General features: G+C 45.2%; 16 protein-coding genes. 15 read left to right on the plus strand and 1 reads right to left on the minus strand.

Going from position 1 to position 14265, the window contains the following annotated elements:
• The first annotated feature begins 26 nt into the window (after positions 1-26).
• From cas12a (HPS54_RS12845) to HPS54_RS06315, 15 genes are all read left to right on the plus strand, one after another.
• Entirely contained in the window at positions 27-2411 is a 2385-nt protein-coding gene (gene cas12a, locus HPS54_RS12845; protein ID WP_216653050.1) for a type V CRISPR-associated protein Cas12a/Cpf1, read from the plus strand.
• A gap of 41 nt (positions 2412-2452) precedes the next feature.
• Positions 2453-3730: a type V CRISPR-associated protein Cas12a/Cpf1 gene (gene cas12a / locus HPS54_RS12850; RefSeq protein ID WP_287229417.1), complete on the plus strand. Its 1278-nt coding sequence runs from the start codon at positions 2453-2455 to the stop codon at positions 3728-3730.
• Positions 3723-4292, plus strand: a complete 570-nt coding sequence (gene cas4, locus HPS54_RS06255; RefSeq protein WP_172344605.1) for a type V CRISPR-associated protein Cas4 — start codon at positions 3723-3725, stop codon at positions 4290-4292. Before cas12a (HPS54_RS12850) ends, cas4 begins: the two co-directional genes overlap by 8 nt.
• Positions 4279-5259 carry a type V CRISPR-associated endonuclease Cas1 gene (cas1, locus tag HPS54_RS06260; RefSeq protein WP_172344606.1) on the plus strand — a complete coding sequence of 327 codons (981 nt, stop codon included), beginning with the start codon at positions 4279-4281 and terminating at the stop codon, positions 5257-5259. Before cas4 ends, cas1 begins: the two co-directional genes overlap by 14 nt.
• A 1-nt stretch (position 5260) precedes the next feature.
• Positions 5261-5446 (plus strand): CRISPR-associated endonuclease Cas2, encoded by a 186-nt coding sequence (cas2, locus tag HPS54_RS06265; RefSeq protein ID WP_172344607.1) that lies wholly within the window; start codon positions 5261-5263, stop codon positions 5444-5446.
• 235 nt (positions 5447-5681) lie between these two features.
• Positions 5682-6866 carry a site-specific integrase gene (locus tag HPS54_RS06270; RefSeq protein WP_172344608.1) on the plus strand — a complete coding sequence of 395 codons (1185 nt, stop codon included), beginning with the start codon at positions 5682-5684 and terminating at the stop codon, positions 6864-6866.
• Positions 6863-8005: a site-specific integrase gene (locus HPS54_RS06275; RefSeq protein ID WP_172344609.1), complete on the plus strand. Its 1143-nt coding sequence runs from the start codon at positions 6863-6865 to the stop codon at positions 8003-8005. Before HPS54_RS06270 ends, HPS54_RS06275 begins: the two co-directional genes overlap by 4 nt.
• A gap of 39 nt (positions 8006-8044) precedes the next feature.
• On the plus strand, positions 8045-8977 hold the full coding sequence (locus HPS54_RS06280; protein WP_172344610.1) for an MFS transporter: 933 nt from the start codon (positions 8045-8047) through the stop codon (positions 8975-8977).
• A 309-nt stretch (positions 8978-9286) separates the two neighbouring features.
• Positions 9287-9520, plus strand: coding sequence for an excisionase family DNA-binding protein (locus HPS54_RS06285; protein WP_172344611.1), 234 nt, complete (start codon positions 9287-9289; stop codon positions 9518-9520).
• A gap of 37 nt (positions 9521-9557) precedes the next feature.
• Positions 9558-10049, plus strand: coding sequence for a hypothetical protein (locus HPS54_RS06290; protein WP_172344612.1), 492 nt, complete (start codon positions 9558-9560; stop codon positions 10047-10049).
• A gap of 252 nt (positions 10050-10301) precedes the next feature.
• A complete protein-coding gene (locus HPS54_RS06295; protein ID WP_172344613.1) occupies positions 10302-10736 on the plus strand; it encodes a hypothetical protein in 435 nt (144 codons plus the stop codon).
• The gene (locus HPS54_RS06300; protein WP_172344614.1) at positions 10717-11004 is read left to right on the plus strand and encodes a hypothetical protein; all 288 of its coding nucleotides are present in this window, start codon (positions 10717-10719) and stop codon (positions 11002-11004) included. The genes HPS54_RS06295 and HPS54_RS06300 overlap by 20 nt, the downstream gene beginning before the upstream one ends.
• Before the next feature lie 36 nt (positions 11005-11040).
• On the plus strand, positions 11041-11487 hold the full coding sequence (locus HPS54_RS06305) for a plasmid mobilization protein (protein ID WP_172344615.1): 447 nt from the start codon (positions 11041-11043) through the stop codon (positions 11485-11487).
• Positions 11484-12743: a relaxase gene (locus tag HPS54_RS06310; RefSeq protein WP_172344616.1), complete on the plus strand. Its 1260-nt coding sequence runs from the start codon at positions 11484-11486 to the stop codon at positions 12741-12743. Before HPS54_RS06305 ends, HPS54_RS06310 begins: the two co-directional genes overlap by 4 nt.
• Positions 12744-12767: 24 nt before the next feature.
• A complete protein-coding gene (locus tag HPS54_RS06315) occupies positions 12768-13304 on the plus strand; it encodes a hypothetical protein (RefSeq protein WP_172344617.1) in 537 nt (178 codons plus the stop codon).
• A 9-nt stretch (positions 13305-13313) separates the two neighbouring features.
• Here the strand turns inward: HPS54_RS06315 and HPS54_RS06320 are convergent, their stop codons facing one another.
• Positions 13314-14240 carry a tyrosine-type recombinase/integrase gene (locus tag HPS54_RS06320; RefSeq protein ID WP_172344618.1) on the minus strand — a complete coding sequence of 309 codons (927 nt, stop codon included), beginning with the start codon at positions 14238-14240 and terminating at the stop codon, positions 13314-13316.
• Positions 14241-14265: the final 25 nt, after the last annotated feature.

Genomic DNA, 14265 nt, shown 5'->3' on the forward strand with positions numbered 1-14265 from the left:
AAAAATATAATTAAAAACATAAGATTATGATAGTATTTAAAAATTTTACGAGGTTATATCCTATAAGTAAGACATTAAGGTTTGAACTCATACCAATAGGAAGAACGTTGGAGAACATCGAACGCAACGGGATTATTGCTCAGGATGAGCAAAGAGCCAATGAATATGTAAAGGTTAAGGATATTATAGACCGTTATCATAAGCAGTTTATAAAAATGTGTCTCAATAACTTTAAACTGAAATTGAACTCTGATGAAACCAATGATTCTTTGGAAGAATATAGGGAACTGATATCTAAGGCGAATCGTAGTGAGAAAGAGGAAAAACGTTTTGAGGCAGTTAAGGAAAATCTGCGTAAGCAGATAGTTGGAGCTTTTAAGAAAGGGGCAACATTTGGAGATTTATTTAAGAAAGAGTTGATACAAGAGCATCTTGTTAATATAGCTGAGACAGAAGAAGAAAAGACAATGATTGAAAACTTCAGTAAGTTCACAACGTATTTTACTGGTTTCCATGAAAACCGCAAAAATATGTATTCTGAAGAAGAGAAGTCAACCGCTATTGCCTACCGTCTGATAAACGAGAACTTGCCGATGTTTTACGACAATATGCAGTCTTTCCGGAAAATTGCGGCAAGTACGGTGGCAGATCATTTCATTGAAATAGAAACTGTTTATCAGGAATATCTTAATGTTGAGCATATAAGTGAGATGTTCAGTTTGGATTATTTCACAGATGTACTTACACAAGAGCAGATAGAAGTTTATAATAGCATTATGCGAGGTATTAATGAATATGTAAATCTCTATAATCAGCAACAGAAAGATAGGAAAAACCGTTTGCCGTTATTGAAGCCATTATATAAAATGATACTTAGTGACAAAGTGGCTATCTCTTGGTTGCCGGAAAAGTTTGAGAGTGATGAGGAAATGATAGATGCCATAAACAAAGCAATCACTAAATTGCAGACAGTTTTAGATGGCAAGAATGAAAAGTCCCTCAAGTATTTGCTGCTGCATATCGGTGAATATGATTTGTCTAGAATATATATATCCAATGATTTCGGACTCACCGATATATCACAGCAGATGTTCGGGCAATATGATGTTTTCGTAAAGGGTATAAAGAATGATATTCGTGACCAGGCAATCCCGACAAAAAAAGAAAAGCAAGATCCGGAACTTTATGAGGAAAGAATAAACAGACTGTTCAAGTCTGGAAAGAGTTTTAGTATTGCTTATTTGAATGCAATTGGTGATAAGGTCCAAACAATAGAAGACTATTTTACGCAACTTGGCTCTTATGATAGAAATGGCGAACAACGTGTGAATATATTTACACAAATAGAAATGGCACGTGTGGCTGCATCTGATATACTTGCAGGAAAACATACAAACTTAAATCAGTCGGAAGCTGACGTAAAACTGATCAAGGACTTGCTCGATGCTTTCAAGGCTTTGCAGTATTTCATCAAACCATTGCTTGGCTGTGAAGAAGAAGCAGACAAGGATAATGAGTTTTATGCAAAATTGTATGAAGCATGGAATGAGTTGGATATGGTCACGCCTTTGTATAATAAAGTGCGTAATTGGCTGACTCGTAAGCCATACAGTGTGGAGAAGATAAAACTGAATTTTGAAAACTCTCAGTTGCTTGGAGGGTGGGATATAAATAAAGAACCAGATTGTACATCTGTATTACTGCGTAAGAACGGAATATATTTCCTTGCTATTATGGATAAAAAGTCCAATCATTCTTTTGATTGTGATGATTTACCTTCGGAAGGAAGCTGTTATGAGAAAATAGATTATAAATTATTACCTGGTGCAAATAAAATGTTGCCGAAGGTTTTCTTCTCAAAATCACGTATAGACGAGTTCGCTCCATCAGTAAGTATTATTGAATCTTATAGAAACGGAACTCATAAAAAAGGTGTGAATTTTAGTCTTTCGGATTGTCATCGTCTGATAGATTTTTTTAAGGATTCTATAAATAAACATGAAGATTGGAGCCATTTCGGATTCAAATTTTCAGAAACGAAAACTTACCAAGATATAAGCAGTTTTTATAAAGAAGTAGAACAACAAGGATATATGCTCGGTTTTCGTAAAGTATCAGAGGAATTTATTGACCGTCTTGTTAACGAGGGAAAACTATATTTGTTCAAAATATGGAATAAAGACTTTTCAGAGTATAGTAAAGGAACTCCTAATCTGCATACGATGTATTGGAATATGTTGTTTGATGAGAGAAATCTGGCGGATGTCGTATATAAGCTTAATGGACAGGCTGAATTGTTTTACCGCAAAAAGAGTCTTGACCTTAGCAAAACGTCCATAAGGCTCATCATTCTATTGCCAACAAGAATCCGCAGAGTGACAAACGGGAAAGCAACTTTGAATATGATATAATTAAGAATCGTCGTTATACGGTCGACAAATTCCAATTCCATGTGCCGATTACCATTAACTTTAAGGCAAAGGGAGACGAACGGATAAATTTTGCTACGCTCGATGCTATACGTGACGGTGAAATAGAGCATGTAATAGGTATAGACCGTGGAGAGCGGCATCTTCTTTACTTGTCGTTGATTGATTTGAGAGGAAACATCGTCAAACAGTTTACATTGAATGAGATTGTCAATGAATATAATGGTCGTACGTATTCAACCGATTATAAGGATTTACTTGTCTCGCGTGAAGGTAGCCGCGATGAAGCACGACGCAACTGGCAGAAGATAGAGAATATAAGGGAAATAAAAGAAGGATATCTAAGTCAAGTTGTTCACATCATAGCCAAGATGATGGTAGATTATAAGGCAATAGTGGTATTGGAAGATCTTAACAAGGGCTTTATGCGTGGCCGTCAGAAAATAGAGCGTCAGGTCTATGAGAAGTTCGAGAAGATGCTTATCGACAAGTTGAACTGTTATGTTGACAAGCAAAAGGATGCTGATGATATAGGTGGTGTGCTTCATCCTCTTCAACTTACTGACGAGTTTAAAAGTTTCCGGAAATTAGGAAAACAAAGTGGCTGGCTGTTTTACATCCCGGCATGGAATACGAGCAAGATAGATCCTGTTACGGGATATGTCAATATGCTTGATACACGCTACGAAAATGCGGATAAAACACGTTGCTTCTTCTCAAAATTTGATATTATACGCTACAATGCAGAGAAGGATTGGTTTGAATTCACCTTTGATTATACTAAGTTTACTGATAAAGCAAATAGTACGCAGACCAAATGGACGCTGTGCACATACGGAACACGCATAAAGACATTCCGCAATCCGAAGAAGAACAATCAGTGGGATAGTGAGGAGGTCGTGCTTACAAACGAATTCAAGAAAGTTTTTTCCGATGCGGGAATAGACGTACACGGCAATCTGAAAGATGCTATCTGTTCCTTAACAGAAAAGAAACATCTCGAACCGTTGATGCATTTGATGAAACTATTGCTGCAAATGCGTAATAGCGAGACAGGAACAGAGGTAGATTATCTTGTCTCTCCTGTTGCCGATGCTGATGGCAATTTCTATGATAGTAGAAAAAATATTGCCACGTTACCAAAAGACGCAGATGCAAATGGCGCATACAATATTGCCCGAAAAGGATTGTGGGTAATACGTAAAATACAATCAACGCCGAATGGCGATAAACTGAATCTTACAATTTCAAATAAAGAGTGGTTGCAATTTGCCCAGCAAAAACCTTATCTTGATGAATGACTATATTGCTATATCAACGTTAAATGATTTTATCTTTTGTCCGTACTCCATATACCTTCACAACGTTTATATGGAGACGGACGAGACGATGTATCACGCCACACCACAGACACGTGGTCGGTCTGTACATGAAACTGTGGACAAAAAGACTGCCAGCAACCGTGCAGATGATATTCTTTCATTGCCGGTATATTCCGAAGAGTATGGTCTTATGGGCAAAATAGATGTATATAAGCGTAAAATTGGTAAACTGATAGAGCGTAAGTATCAAATGAAGCAGATATATCAAGGACAGATATATCAGTTATGGGCGCAGATGCTCTGTTTGAAAGAAATGGGGTATGCAGTGGAAGAACTTGCTTTCTATGAAATATCTACGAACAAGATGATACTGGTAAAGATGCCTGACGAAGAAGACATCCGTATGTTTAAAGGTTTTATTGACAGATTCCGTAAATATAATCCGGAAGAAACCCCATTTATTGTTAACCCCAACAAATGTCACCATTGTATTTATTGTAATTTGTGTGACAAAACGACCGAGAATAATGTTTACCAATAAAGACATAGAATACCGAACTATTTTTGTTGTCAACTGTATTCATGAACGAAGCATCCGTGTAAGTAATGGTGAGCTTCTGCTTGAAGAACAAGTCGAAAACAGTGACAAGATGAAGACACTCACCAAACTGCCGTTTCAGAAGATATTGGCATTGTTTATAATCGGTCACATACGAATCACAACACCATTAATAGAAAAGTGTCGTAAGTTTGGTGTCGCACTTGTCGTAATGAAGCCATCATTACGTCCGGTATTCTTTTGGGCAGATTCGGCAGAAGCCAATTTCTTGTTGCGTAAACGGCAATATGAGTTTCAAAAAGAAGATATAAGTATAGCAAGAATAATTGTCGACAATAAGATAAGAAATCAGATAAAGGCTCTGTCTGATACACGCCGTAAAGATGAAAGTACGAAACACGCACTATCCGTATTGCAGGGATGTATAGATACGATATACGATGTAAGTGATTATAATGCTTTGATGGGTGTAGAGGGTGTGGCCGCCAAATCGTTTTTCATGGCATTCTATCAAGATTTTAACTGGCATCAACGGCGACCACGTACAAAATGTGATACATTGAATGCCACTCTTGACATTGGTTACACAATATTGTTTAACTATATTGAATGTTTCTTGCGCATGTTCGGATTCGACCTTTATGTTGGAGTTTACCATCGTATGTGGTTTAAACGTAAATCACTTGTATGCGACATTATGGAGCCTTTTCGTCCCATAATAGATAAAGCTGTGCGTATAGCGTGGAACCGTAAACAGTTTTCTGAGAAAGATTTTCAAATACAAAAAGGAGAATACCGTTTACGTAATGAAAATAATGCAACTTACTTCCGAGTGTTTTTTGATGCTCTTATACCGTATAAGAATGATATATTTAAATATATTCAGTCTTATTATCGATGCTTTATGGGGCGAAAATCGGTAAAGACATATCCTATATTTTTGTTATGACATGTTAGTAGTAAGTTATGATATAAGTGATAATAGATTGCGGACAAAATTTTCAAAGATGTTAGTAAAATACGGTGCCGTAAGACTTCAGTACTCTGTATATGAAGTAAATAATACGGAACGTGTAATCAACAATCTTATAATGATGATAGAAGATACCTTCGCTAAAAAATTTGATGGTAATTAAGTTTTGCGAAGAGAAAACAAAATCGAAACAAGTGAAAACAAAGTAACTAAAAGAAACGTAATATATTGGTATTCAATTATAATTGATTGTACTTTTTGATTCTCTTGTAGAAACATAAATTTCCATAAATTCCTTATATTTGTTGCGTATTTGTTACGTGAAACAAAACGATTGTTGTACCTTTGCAGGTGAAAACAATACGTTGCCTGACGGCAAGGACAATTCTGAATGATTTATGGGAAGACCGAAGAAGACAACCAAGGCAAAGGAGCCAGTGCGCATCCGGGAGCGCAAACTCGCAAACGGCAACAGGAGCCTCTATCTTGACATCTATTCAAAAGGTGTGCGCAAGGTGGAATCGCTTGGCGTGTACCTTGTCCCGGAGAACACACCTCTTGACAAGATACAGAACGAACATGCGAGAAGCGTTGCCGAGAAAATAAAGTCAGAGCGCATCATCGCGCTGCAGAACTACGGCATAGCCAACCTTGACAAGGTGATGAAAGCCTCGATGCCCCTTCTCGCGTATCTTGAAAAATACGCCAGCGAGGGGAACGGCCTGACTGAATCAACCATGAAAGGACGTAAGTTCATGCGGCGCAAGGTGGAGGAATACCTACGCTCGACTGGGCGGCTCACCATATCCATGTTGGAGGTCGATTTGGATTTCTGCCGTGGCTTCATCAATTTCCTCCGCACGGCGAAGAACAGGCGTCTGAAAAGTGAAGAAAGGACGATAAGCAACTGCACGGGACTACAGACACAGGCCGTGCTTACAGCCGCATTGAACACGGCACTGCGTGACGGCATCATCGAGCGCAACCCCATGACCCTGCTGACCTCCAAGGAACGCTTCCACCAGCAGGAAAGCAAAAGGGTCTATCTCACCATCGATGAATTGAAAAGAATGATGGCCACTCCCTGTGATGACGGGGAACTGAAAATGGCGTTCCTGTTCGCCTGTTTTACGGGGCTGCGTCTCAGCGACATCCGCACGTTCACATGGAACAAGGTGCTGACAACGCCCAACGACTCCACCCGTTATATAAGGGTCAGGATGCTCAAGACGCAACAGGTCGTCAACGTACCGCTTTCCAAGGATGCCCTCGGCTATCTCCGTGAGACGGAAGACGGGGACGAGCCAATCTTCCGCCTGTCAAGCGCGGCTTCCGTCATAGAGCAAAGGCTGGCGGAATGGGCGAAGAAAGCCGGAATAGAGAAGCACGTGACCTTTCACGTCAGCCGCCACAGCTACGCTACGATGATGCTGACCATAGGAGTTGACATCTACACGGTGAGCAAGCTGCTTGGTCACAAGAACGTGGCGACCACACAGATATACGCAAAGATAATCGACCAGAAGAAAATTGATGCCGTCAATATGATGGACAGGTTCTTCAACAAAGACAGGCAGGCATGAGGATAGAGATAAGGACACGCGAGCTGAAGAACGGCAACAGGACAATATACCTTGATTATTATGACAAGGGCAAGAGGTGGTACGAATATCCCAAACTGTACCTTGTCCCTGATTCCGCTCCACATGCAAAGGAATTGAATAAAAACGCGATGGACAAGGCCGTTGCCATCAGGGCGAAACGGCTGCTTGGTGAGACACCGGAAGAGGACGGCAACCCGTTGAAGGAGGCTGACAAAATTCTTGTGAGCACTTGGATGGATGAATACGCCAAAGCCATGCATGCGAACACAGGGCTTTCCCCTGATTATCTAAAGCACTTCGACACCCTTATCCGCATGGTAAACGACTATCTCGCGCACATCAAAAGACCGCGTCTCACGATGGACTGCATAGACAGGGATTTCTACAGAGGATTCCTGCATTATATGACCGATGTCTATGAGTGCCGGACTTCCGACGGCGGAACAAGGCGACTGGCAAAATCGACCATGCACTTGTTCCAACTGAAGATGAATACGATGCTCAATCAGGCGGCAAGGGACGGTGTCATCAAGTGTAACCCATATCACCTGCTGTCAAGGGACGAGCGGATAAAGAAGCCGACTGACCAACGCGATTTCCTGACCCGTGAGGAACTGCACAGGCTGATGGAGGTGGAGACACGAAGCACCACAACCAAGATGGCATTCCTGTTCAGCTGTTTCACAGGTCTGCGCTACAGCGACCTGAAACAATTGAAGTGGGGCAACATCGAGAGGTCACAATCCGGGATGGTGATAAGGATAGAAGCGATGAAAAAGACGGAAAAGCCGGTGACCGTTCCTTTGGGTACAAACGCGATGGCATGGATGCCAGAGCGTGGCGACAAGACACTTGACGATTTTGTCTTTGACATAGGCACATGCGGAGGGTGCAACGCCGTCCTAAAGAAGATGGCGAAGAGAGCCGGAATCAACAAACGGGTCTCCTTCCATACCGGGAGGCACAGCTTCGCAACGCTTACCCTCGCCGCCACGAATGACATTGCTACGGTAAGCAGGCTGCTTGGGCATACCTCTGTCGCAACGACACAGATTTATGCGGAGGTGTTGATGGAGGACAAGATTGCCGCCGTAAATAAACTGAATGGTATATTTTAATTTGTATAACTCGATAACACCTTTTATGAAACGCATATTATGAAACGACTGTCCGATAACTTCCTTACGATGCTTTTGCCGCTTACAGTAGTAGCCGCGACCGCATTCAGTCTGGTTGTCGCCGTCGCTTTCCGCATGGGAGCGACCACGGCAGGATTTGTGTTTGCCACCCTGTCCATAGCCGGGTGGATCGGATTGGTTGCCGAGTTCTTCCTCTTGTATGGCATCATCATAGACAAGTGGCTTTCCAAAGACCGCTCCGTCCTGACCGCCTCATGGTTCGTGCTTTCACTGTTGCTTGCCTTCGTGTTCACACCGGATAAGCGCATGGATTGGAGCACGTGCATTGTCATGGTCTCACTCTTTGCCGTGGTTTTCCTTTTGCCCTGTACCATCGGTATGGCTTACGGCAGACAGATAAAATCATGGATGCTGCAACGGTGGAACAGCCTTGTCCCAAAGAAGCGGCAGCACACGGACGAAGCAGAAGAAAAGCAAATCGAGGCCGTGCTTTCAGCGTCCACGCCACCTGCCACGATGAAGCAGGAGGATGAAATCAGACACTATGACAGCCTTGTCTCAAAGGTACAGCCGGAACTGATAAGGAGACTGCCCGAAACATTGCAGACCAACGATGCTCTGTTCCTGTTGGTGCTGTTCCGGGAAGACGGTTATCTTGACACGGACTTCCGACCGCTGATGAAAAAGGAGGATGACGAAATAAACCAGACACTCTACGCCTATATCGCCAGCGCCCTTTGCGCAGCCCTCAAAATCAGGAAAGGCAAATGGGTCATCTTCGAGAAGTTCTGGCCGCTCAACAACGGCGCACAGCTGGCAAGCAACTTCAAGACCGCCTACAGGGACAATCCGTCCGAACACCAGAGGCATATCGCCAAACTGCTGCGCAAGGCGACCCGCCTTCGTCCGAAGCTCGACACCTACGACCTTGAAGAGTTCAAGAAGGTCTGACCTGCATTATCCATATAATCTTCTTCCTTGTTCCCGTCACCGTAACCCGATGGCGGGATTTTTTATGCCCGTCCGAGAACAGGTCTGTTTCCTTCCGCACTTATAAGTTACCATGTGCGGATTATCAGGGATTATGGAGGGTTTATAGTTCCCTTATACTTCGTTTTCACCCCGTTTATAGTTGCATTTATAATTTGCAAAGTTCTCTGTTTGTGTCATTTATAGTAATTGTTCCGGGAAAATTCCGCCATACCTTTGCACTGTCGCCACGACAAAGGCGAAGCAGATTATTCATTAAAATATACGCACATGACAGAGCAAAGAAAACTTTTAAGCACCAGGGAGGCGGCCGAGTATTGCGGCTTCAAACTTTCCTACTTCCGCAAGCTGATGATGCGCCGGGCTATCCCGATGTACAAGCCGACGGGCAAACTGTGCTTCTTCAAGAAAGAAGACTTGGACGCTTTCCTCACGGGTGTCCGTATCTCCTCACAGGAAGAAATCGCGAAGGAAGCCAACCGCTATATGGCAGGTCGGAAGTAAACAACCTTTTTTATTTACATCAAAAAACAAATGCAGTATGGAACAGAACAGGAACATGGAACAGGGCGGCACAGCCGCAACCGTTCCGGCAGAGAAGAAGAACGAGAATCGTAAACGCGAGGTGAGCGGCAAGGATGCACAAATCATCCGCGCATTCTTGGAGAGCGTAGGCATCTACGAGGCGGACGCATTACGCGTGAGCATCGCCATCGCCGACGGCAAGGTGTCGGCAGACAACATTTCAGCGGACGACCGCCTTGCGCTCAACCGCTATCTCAACAGCAGTACGGACAACGACCGCCTGACGGCAGACAACGTACAGGGACATCGGCTGAACCGTGCATTCGGTTTACTGGAACGTGTGTCGGAGTTTTGCGACAAGCAGCAACTGGTGACGGTAAACAGGGCACTGCTTTCCATTGCGGTAAACGCGGAGGACATCAACCGTGCCGTGTCAAGCCTAGACAAGCGTCCGGCATCCGTACAACCGGCACAGGCAAACACCGGAAACAACGGAGCAGGCAAGTAGCCGTATGCAAAAGGTGGAAAGGCATTTGACCTGCGTTCATACAACCTCTTTTTTCTTCCCTTCTTTCAAGATTGGAACAATTCAGAGTATCGCACGAGCAGCCATTGCCCTTTTTCATCTGACACACGATTATGGGAAAATGAAGCCGTGCAGGGTACAACAAAAAGATAAATTGGTATTTCCATACCGGTTACTGCACGGTTTTATTCTTTTCTAAAAGCAAAAATATCACACTTATAAAGACAAAGTTTTATGGACAAGGAAACATACAGATTCATGTACCCGGCAGGTGTCGCATCGCTGTCATTAGTTTTTTCTCATAAGGCATTGCAATGGCTATGCGGGACAACAAGGGATGATGACGGCAGGGAAACAGGCAACTTCACACTGTTTGGCGACCTGTTGGCGAGAATGGCACTTACAGCCGGAGAGGGCAAGGGCTTCCGCAGACCGCTCACGCTTTCCGCAGGTCAGGCACAGTATTCCGAAGAACTGCTTTCCACGCAATGGAACATGGGCAGGAAGCGCATACGCAACCTGCTGGACGCACTCACGGACATGGGGCTTATCGACACCAACCGTTCAAGGGTGGCATCCGTGATGACCTTCCCGTGCATCCGTGGGTGGGAAACAGCGGATGGCAGCCACACTGACAATACATTTTTCCATGAACAGAGGGAAGAGTAAGAGCCGAAAGACAGCCGGGAAAACAAACGAGCCGGTACTGACAAGGCTAAAACCGCCTTTCCAGTTGTTCCGCAATCCGGCAATAAGCGGCACCCGTCCCGTGCAGGAAGTGGCAGACGGACGGGAGGAGTGGCATGGAGCGATAGCGTTGAGTTGCGAGATATGCCGAGGTATTACCGCCTTCGGACGGTATTACCACGACGCTCTCTGGGCGCCCCGAAAGGTCGTTGTCCCAGCCGCTCGCAGGCTCGCACCTTCCCTTTTTTAGATACCGTTTCACTACAATTTCAAGGACACCGGTTATATGAAACAAGAAGATACTTCCAATCAGGAATCCGGGCAGGAAAAGCCCGTTATAAGGCGTGACAAGGTGGTGGTCACCAAAGTCACTGAACAGGAGCTTTCTCAGATTAAGAGCACCGCCGGGCAGTGCGGCATGACACGCAGCGACTTCATACGGGCAAGGGCACTCAATTACAGACCGAGACAGCGGCTTTCAGTTACGGAGGTGGACGGTCTGCGGCAGCTTGCGGCCTGTAGGACGGACATGGTGAACTTCGCCAACGCCCTGCACGGACTGAACGATGACGAGAAGGTGCGCCTTTTCCGCCATCAGCCCACCATGCTCGAATGGTACGAGAAAGTGGCGCGGGTGACAGACCACGTTACCGACTTCCTGCAGTCCGCGCAGAAGGCGAACAGCTATCCGGCAGGGACAACGGACGAAGAGACTGAGGAGGATGCCGTATGATAGCCAAGGCAAAATCCATCAGTCACGGCATCAGGGCAGCACTGTACGTGTCGGGTGAATCGAGGAACAAGAAACACCCCGAAAAGATAACGCGCATCTGCGACAACTTCATGCCGCAGGGCATGGACGCTTCGGGCATCTGGACGGAAATGAAGTTCGTCACCATGAACCGCCCGGACATCAAGAACAACGTCATACGCTTGGAGATAAGCCCGGCGATGGAGCATACCGAAGATTTCACGGTCGAGGACTGGCAGCAACTGTGGAACGACTTCGCGGCGGCTTTCGACAAGCAGGAAATCCTAAATAATGACGGCGAGGTCATTTCCGTGCCAACCAACATATCGGGCAGCAAGTCCAGCGTGTGGCTGCACAGGGAATCCGACAGCGGCATACCTCACCTCCATGCCGTCGTTTGCCGGATAGACGAGAACGGGAACATCAACAACGACCACGCCATCCATATCCGCGCACATCGGGCGGCGGAGAAAATTGCCCTGCAAAGGGGATGGGTAACACCCCGGCACATACATGAAAGCCGTATTCCGCAAGTCAGCAAGGACTGCATGGAGGCTTTGCGTGAACTGGATGAATGGTCTTGGGAGGGCTATGCGGAGAAACTTGCCGCCAAAGGCTACGAGCTGTATCTGCGCAAGGATGAAGAGAAGGTGGTACGCGGCTATGTGCTTCACAAGGGCAGTTCAAGGTTCAAGGGGTCGGAACTTGGAAGGGGGCGCAACCTGACCGCATCCCGTATCGAGCGGACTTGGGAGAAACTGCATCCCGAACAGACCAAACAGGAAAGCCCGGCACCGAAGCGACCTGTTGTAACGACACCGAAGCCGTCTGTTCACAATAAAGCCGGACAAAAGACACAGACCAATGTCGGACGGAATAATCCGGTTTATGAGTATTACACGGAGTGGAACCCCGACCGCCTGCGCTTTGAGTTTGAGCATGACGGAAAGAACTACGACCGCTATATCCCTGAAAAGGTGCTTGACTGTCTGAATGACGAGTTCGACCACCGGGAACTGGCCAACTGGCAGCCCTTGCAGAATCTGGCTATTGCCTTTTTTACGCTTATCGCTTCTCCTTACGGGGAGGTCACCGGCGGTGGCGGAGGCGGCTCGCAGTCCGACCTCAAATGGGGGCGTGACCCGGAAGAGGACGAGATAGAGTTCATGCGCCGTTGTGCGCGGGAGGCTTCGCACAGGCTCGGCCTGCAAAAGAAATCAGGAATGAGACGTAAATGACAAACCTAAAAAACATCAGTGACAATGAGACAACCCGATACGTCCGCCCTACGTGAGCGGCTTAACAATTATACACCCGGACAGGAACTGGAACAGGACAAGCAGGAGCTTGAAGGACTGCTTCAAGAAGTGAGTGACCAAATTTTTGCCATGCGCAATTTGCTCAAGGAAATCAATAAACTCAAGGAAGAGCTGCACGGCATACACGGAAGCCTGATGCACACGGTCAAACGGGAACGGGCGGCTTTCAATGCTTTAGACGCGGCCAAGGACAGTGCGGACAACATTGTGAATGGTATCTGCAACGCCATTGTAAAAGCGGAACGGCATACCATCATCCAAGCCACAGTCGGCACGGACGAACTGGAAAAGGTAAACCAATGTTCCGCAGCTCACATCAAGGCGGAGGAAGAACTTTTGGAGAGGCATAGAAATAAATTGGCCAAATACCTCCATAGTGGTGAAGGCATTTGGCTCTCTGACCGCTGGCTCAAAATTCTGTTCGCCGTGCAGTTCCTATGTTATCTTGCGGTGGCATTATGGGTATTGTGTAAAAGGTAAGATGTACTCCTATTTTCCCAATGATTTGAACATTTTACTAATGCAACGCTTCTTTTGTTCCATATTGGGATGGACATAGAGGTTGAGCGTGGTTGAAATGTCGGAGTGTCCTAACAGAACACTCACTGTTTTATAGTCACACCCGGCTTCAATGCAGCGTGTGGCAAAACTGTGGCGCAGCCCATGGTACTTCAATTTGGGAATGCCGAGTTTGGCCATCAATTTGTTGTAGTAGTTGCGGTATGTGCGTGGTTCTGTAGGGTGCTCGTCATTGGTAAGCACATAGAAATCATCTTTGACAACCTTTTTTAACGGTTTAATCATTGTGAGTAATTCTTTGCTCATAGGTATTGCACGGCAAGAGTTTTGGGTCTTGGGTGTGTTGATGACAAGTTCTGTGTGCTTCTTCTCTCCATCAATGATATAGATGCGTTCAATGGTACGACTGACGGTTATAGTGCCGTCAGCCACATTGACATCACTCCATTTCAAAGCACATATTTCCCCGATGCGTAGCCCTGTGCTAAGGCTGATATAAATGCCAAGCCCTGTAAAGGTGAAATGACTCTGGATATAGTTCAGAATTGCCCTATGATGGGCTACAGACAGCACTTCCAGTTCCTTATTTGCAGAGGCCGTTGGGTACTTTATATCCCATTCGTAATAATTCATCCATTCATTTTTGACCCCGTACTTCATCACCATTTTTAGGACTATCAGAATGTCCTTGACGGATTTGATGCTCAATCCTTTTTCTAACTTTTGCAGGACGAAAGCCTGCACTTCCTTTTCATGGAGCGAATCACTATCCCCGAAACAAGGAATAATGTGGTTCTCCAAGATTAACACATAAGCCGCCATTGTGGACTGCTTCACATAGGGGCGCTTGTACTCTTTCCAAGCTACCGAAATTTCTCTAATTGTCTTGTTACTCATGTTGTTCATTTAATGATAAGTCTCT

The sequence above is a fragment of the Xylanibacter caecicola genome, assembly GCF_013166515.1.
Taxonomy (GTDB): Bacteria; Bacteroidota; Bacteroidia; order Bacteroidales; family Bacteroidaceae; genus Prevotella; species Prevotella caecicola.

Excerpts from the sequence above, each read along its gene's own strand:
- cas12a (WP_216653050.1), top strand. The coding sequence starts at position 27 with ATGATAGTATTTAAAAATTTTACGAGGTTATATCCTATAAGTAAGACA.
- cas4 (WP_172344605.1), top strand. The coding sequence starts at position 3,723 with ATGAATGACTATATTGCTATATCAACGTTAAATGATTTTATCTTTTGT.
- cas1 (WP_172344606.1), top strand. The coding sequence starts at position 4,279 with ATGTTTACCAATAAAGACATAGAATACCGAACTATTTTTGTTGTCAAC.
- cas2 (WP_172344607.1), top strand. The coding sequence starts at position 5,261 with ATGTTAGTAGTAAGTTATGATATAAGTGATAATAGATTGCGGACAAAA.
- HPS54_RS06270 (WP_172344608.1), top strand. The coding sequence starts at position 5,682 with ATGGGAAGACCGAAGAAGACAACCAAGGCAAAGGAGCCAGTGCGCATC.
- HPS54_RS06275 (WP_172344609.1), top strand. The coding sequence starts at position 6,863 with ATGAGGATAGAGATAAGGACACGCGAGCTGAAGAACGGCAACAGGACA.
- HPS54_RS06280 (WP_172344610.1), top strand. The coding sequence starts at position 8,045 with ATGAAACGACTGTCCGATAACTTCCTTACGATGCTTTTGCCGCTTACA.
- HPS54_RS06285 (WP_172344611.1), top strand. The coding sequence starts at position 9,287 with ATGACAGAGCAAAGAAAACTTTTAAGCACCAGGGAGGCGGCCGAGTAT.
- HPS54_RS06290 (WP_172344612.1), top strand. The coding sequence starts at position 9,558 with ATGGAACAGAACAGGAACATGGAACAGGGCGGCACAGCCGCAACCGTT.
- HPS54_RS06295 (WP_172344613.1), top strand. The coding sequence starts at position 10,302 with ATGGACAAGGAAACATACAGATTCATGTACCCGGCAGGTGTCGCATCG.
- HPS54_RS06300 (WP_172344614.1), top strand. The coding sequence starts at position 10,717 with ATGAACAGAGGGAAGAGTAAGAGCCGAAAGACAGCCGGGAAAACAAAC.
- HPS54_RS06305 (WP_172344615.1), top strand. The coding sequence starts at position 11,041 with ATGAAACAAGAAGATACTTCCAATCAGGAATCCGGGCAGGAAAAGCCC.
- HPS54_RS06310 (WP_172344616.1), top strand. The coding sequence starts at position 11,484 with ATGATAGCCAAGGCAAAATCCATCAGTCACGGCATCAGGGCAGCACTG.
- HPS54_RS06315 (WP_172344617.1), top strand. The coding sequence starts at position 12,768 with ATGAGACAACCCGATACGTCCGCCCTACGTGAGCGGCTTAACAATTAT.
- HPS54_RS06320 (WP_172344618.1), bottom strand. The coding sequence starts at position 14,240 with ATGAGTAACAAGACAATTAGAGAAATTTCGGTAGCTTGGAAAGAGTAC.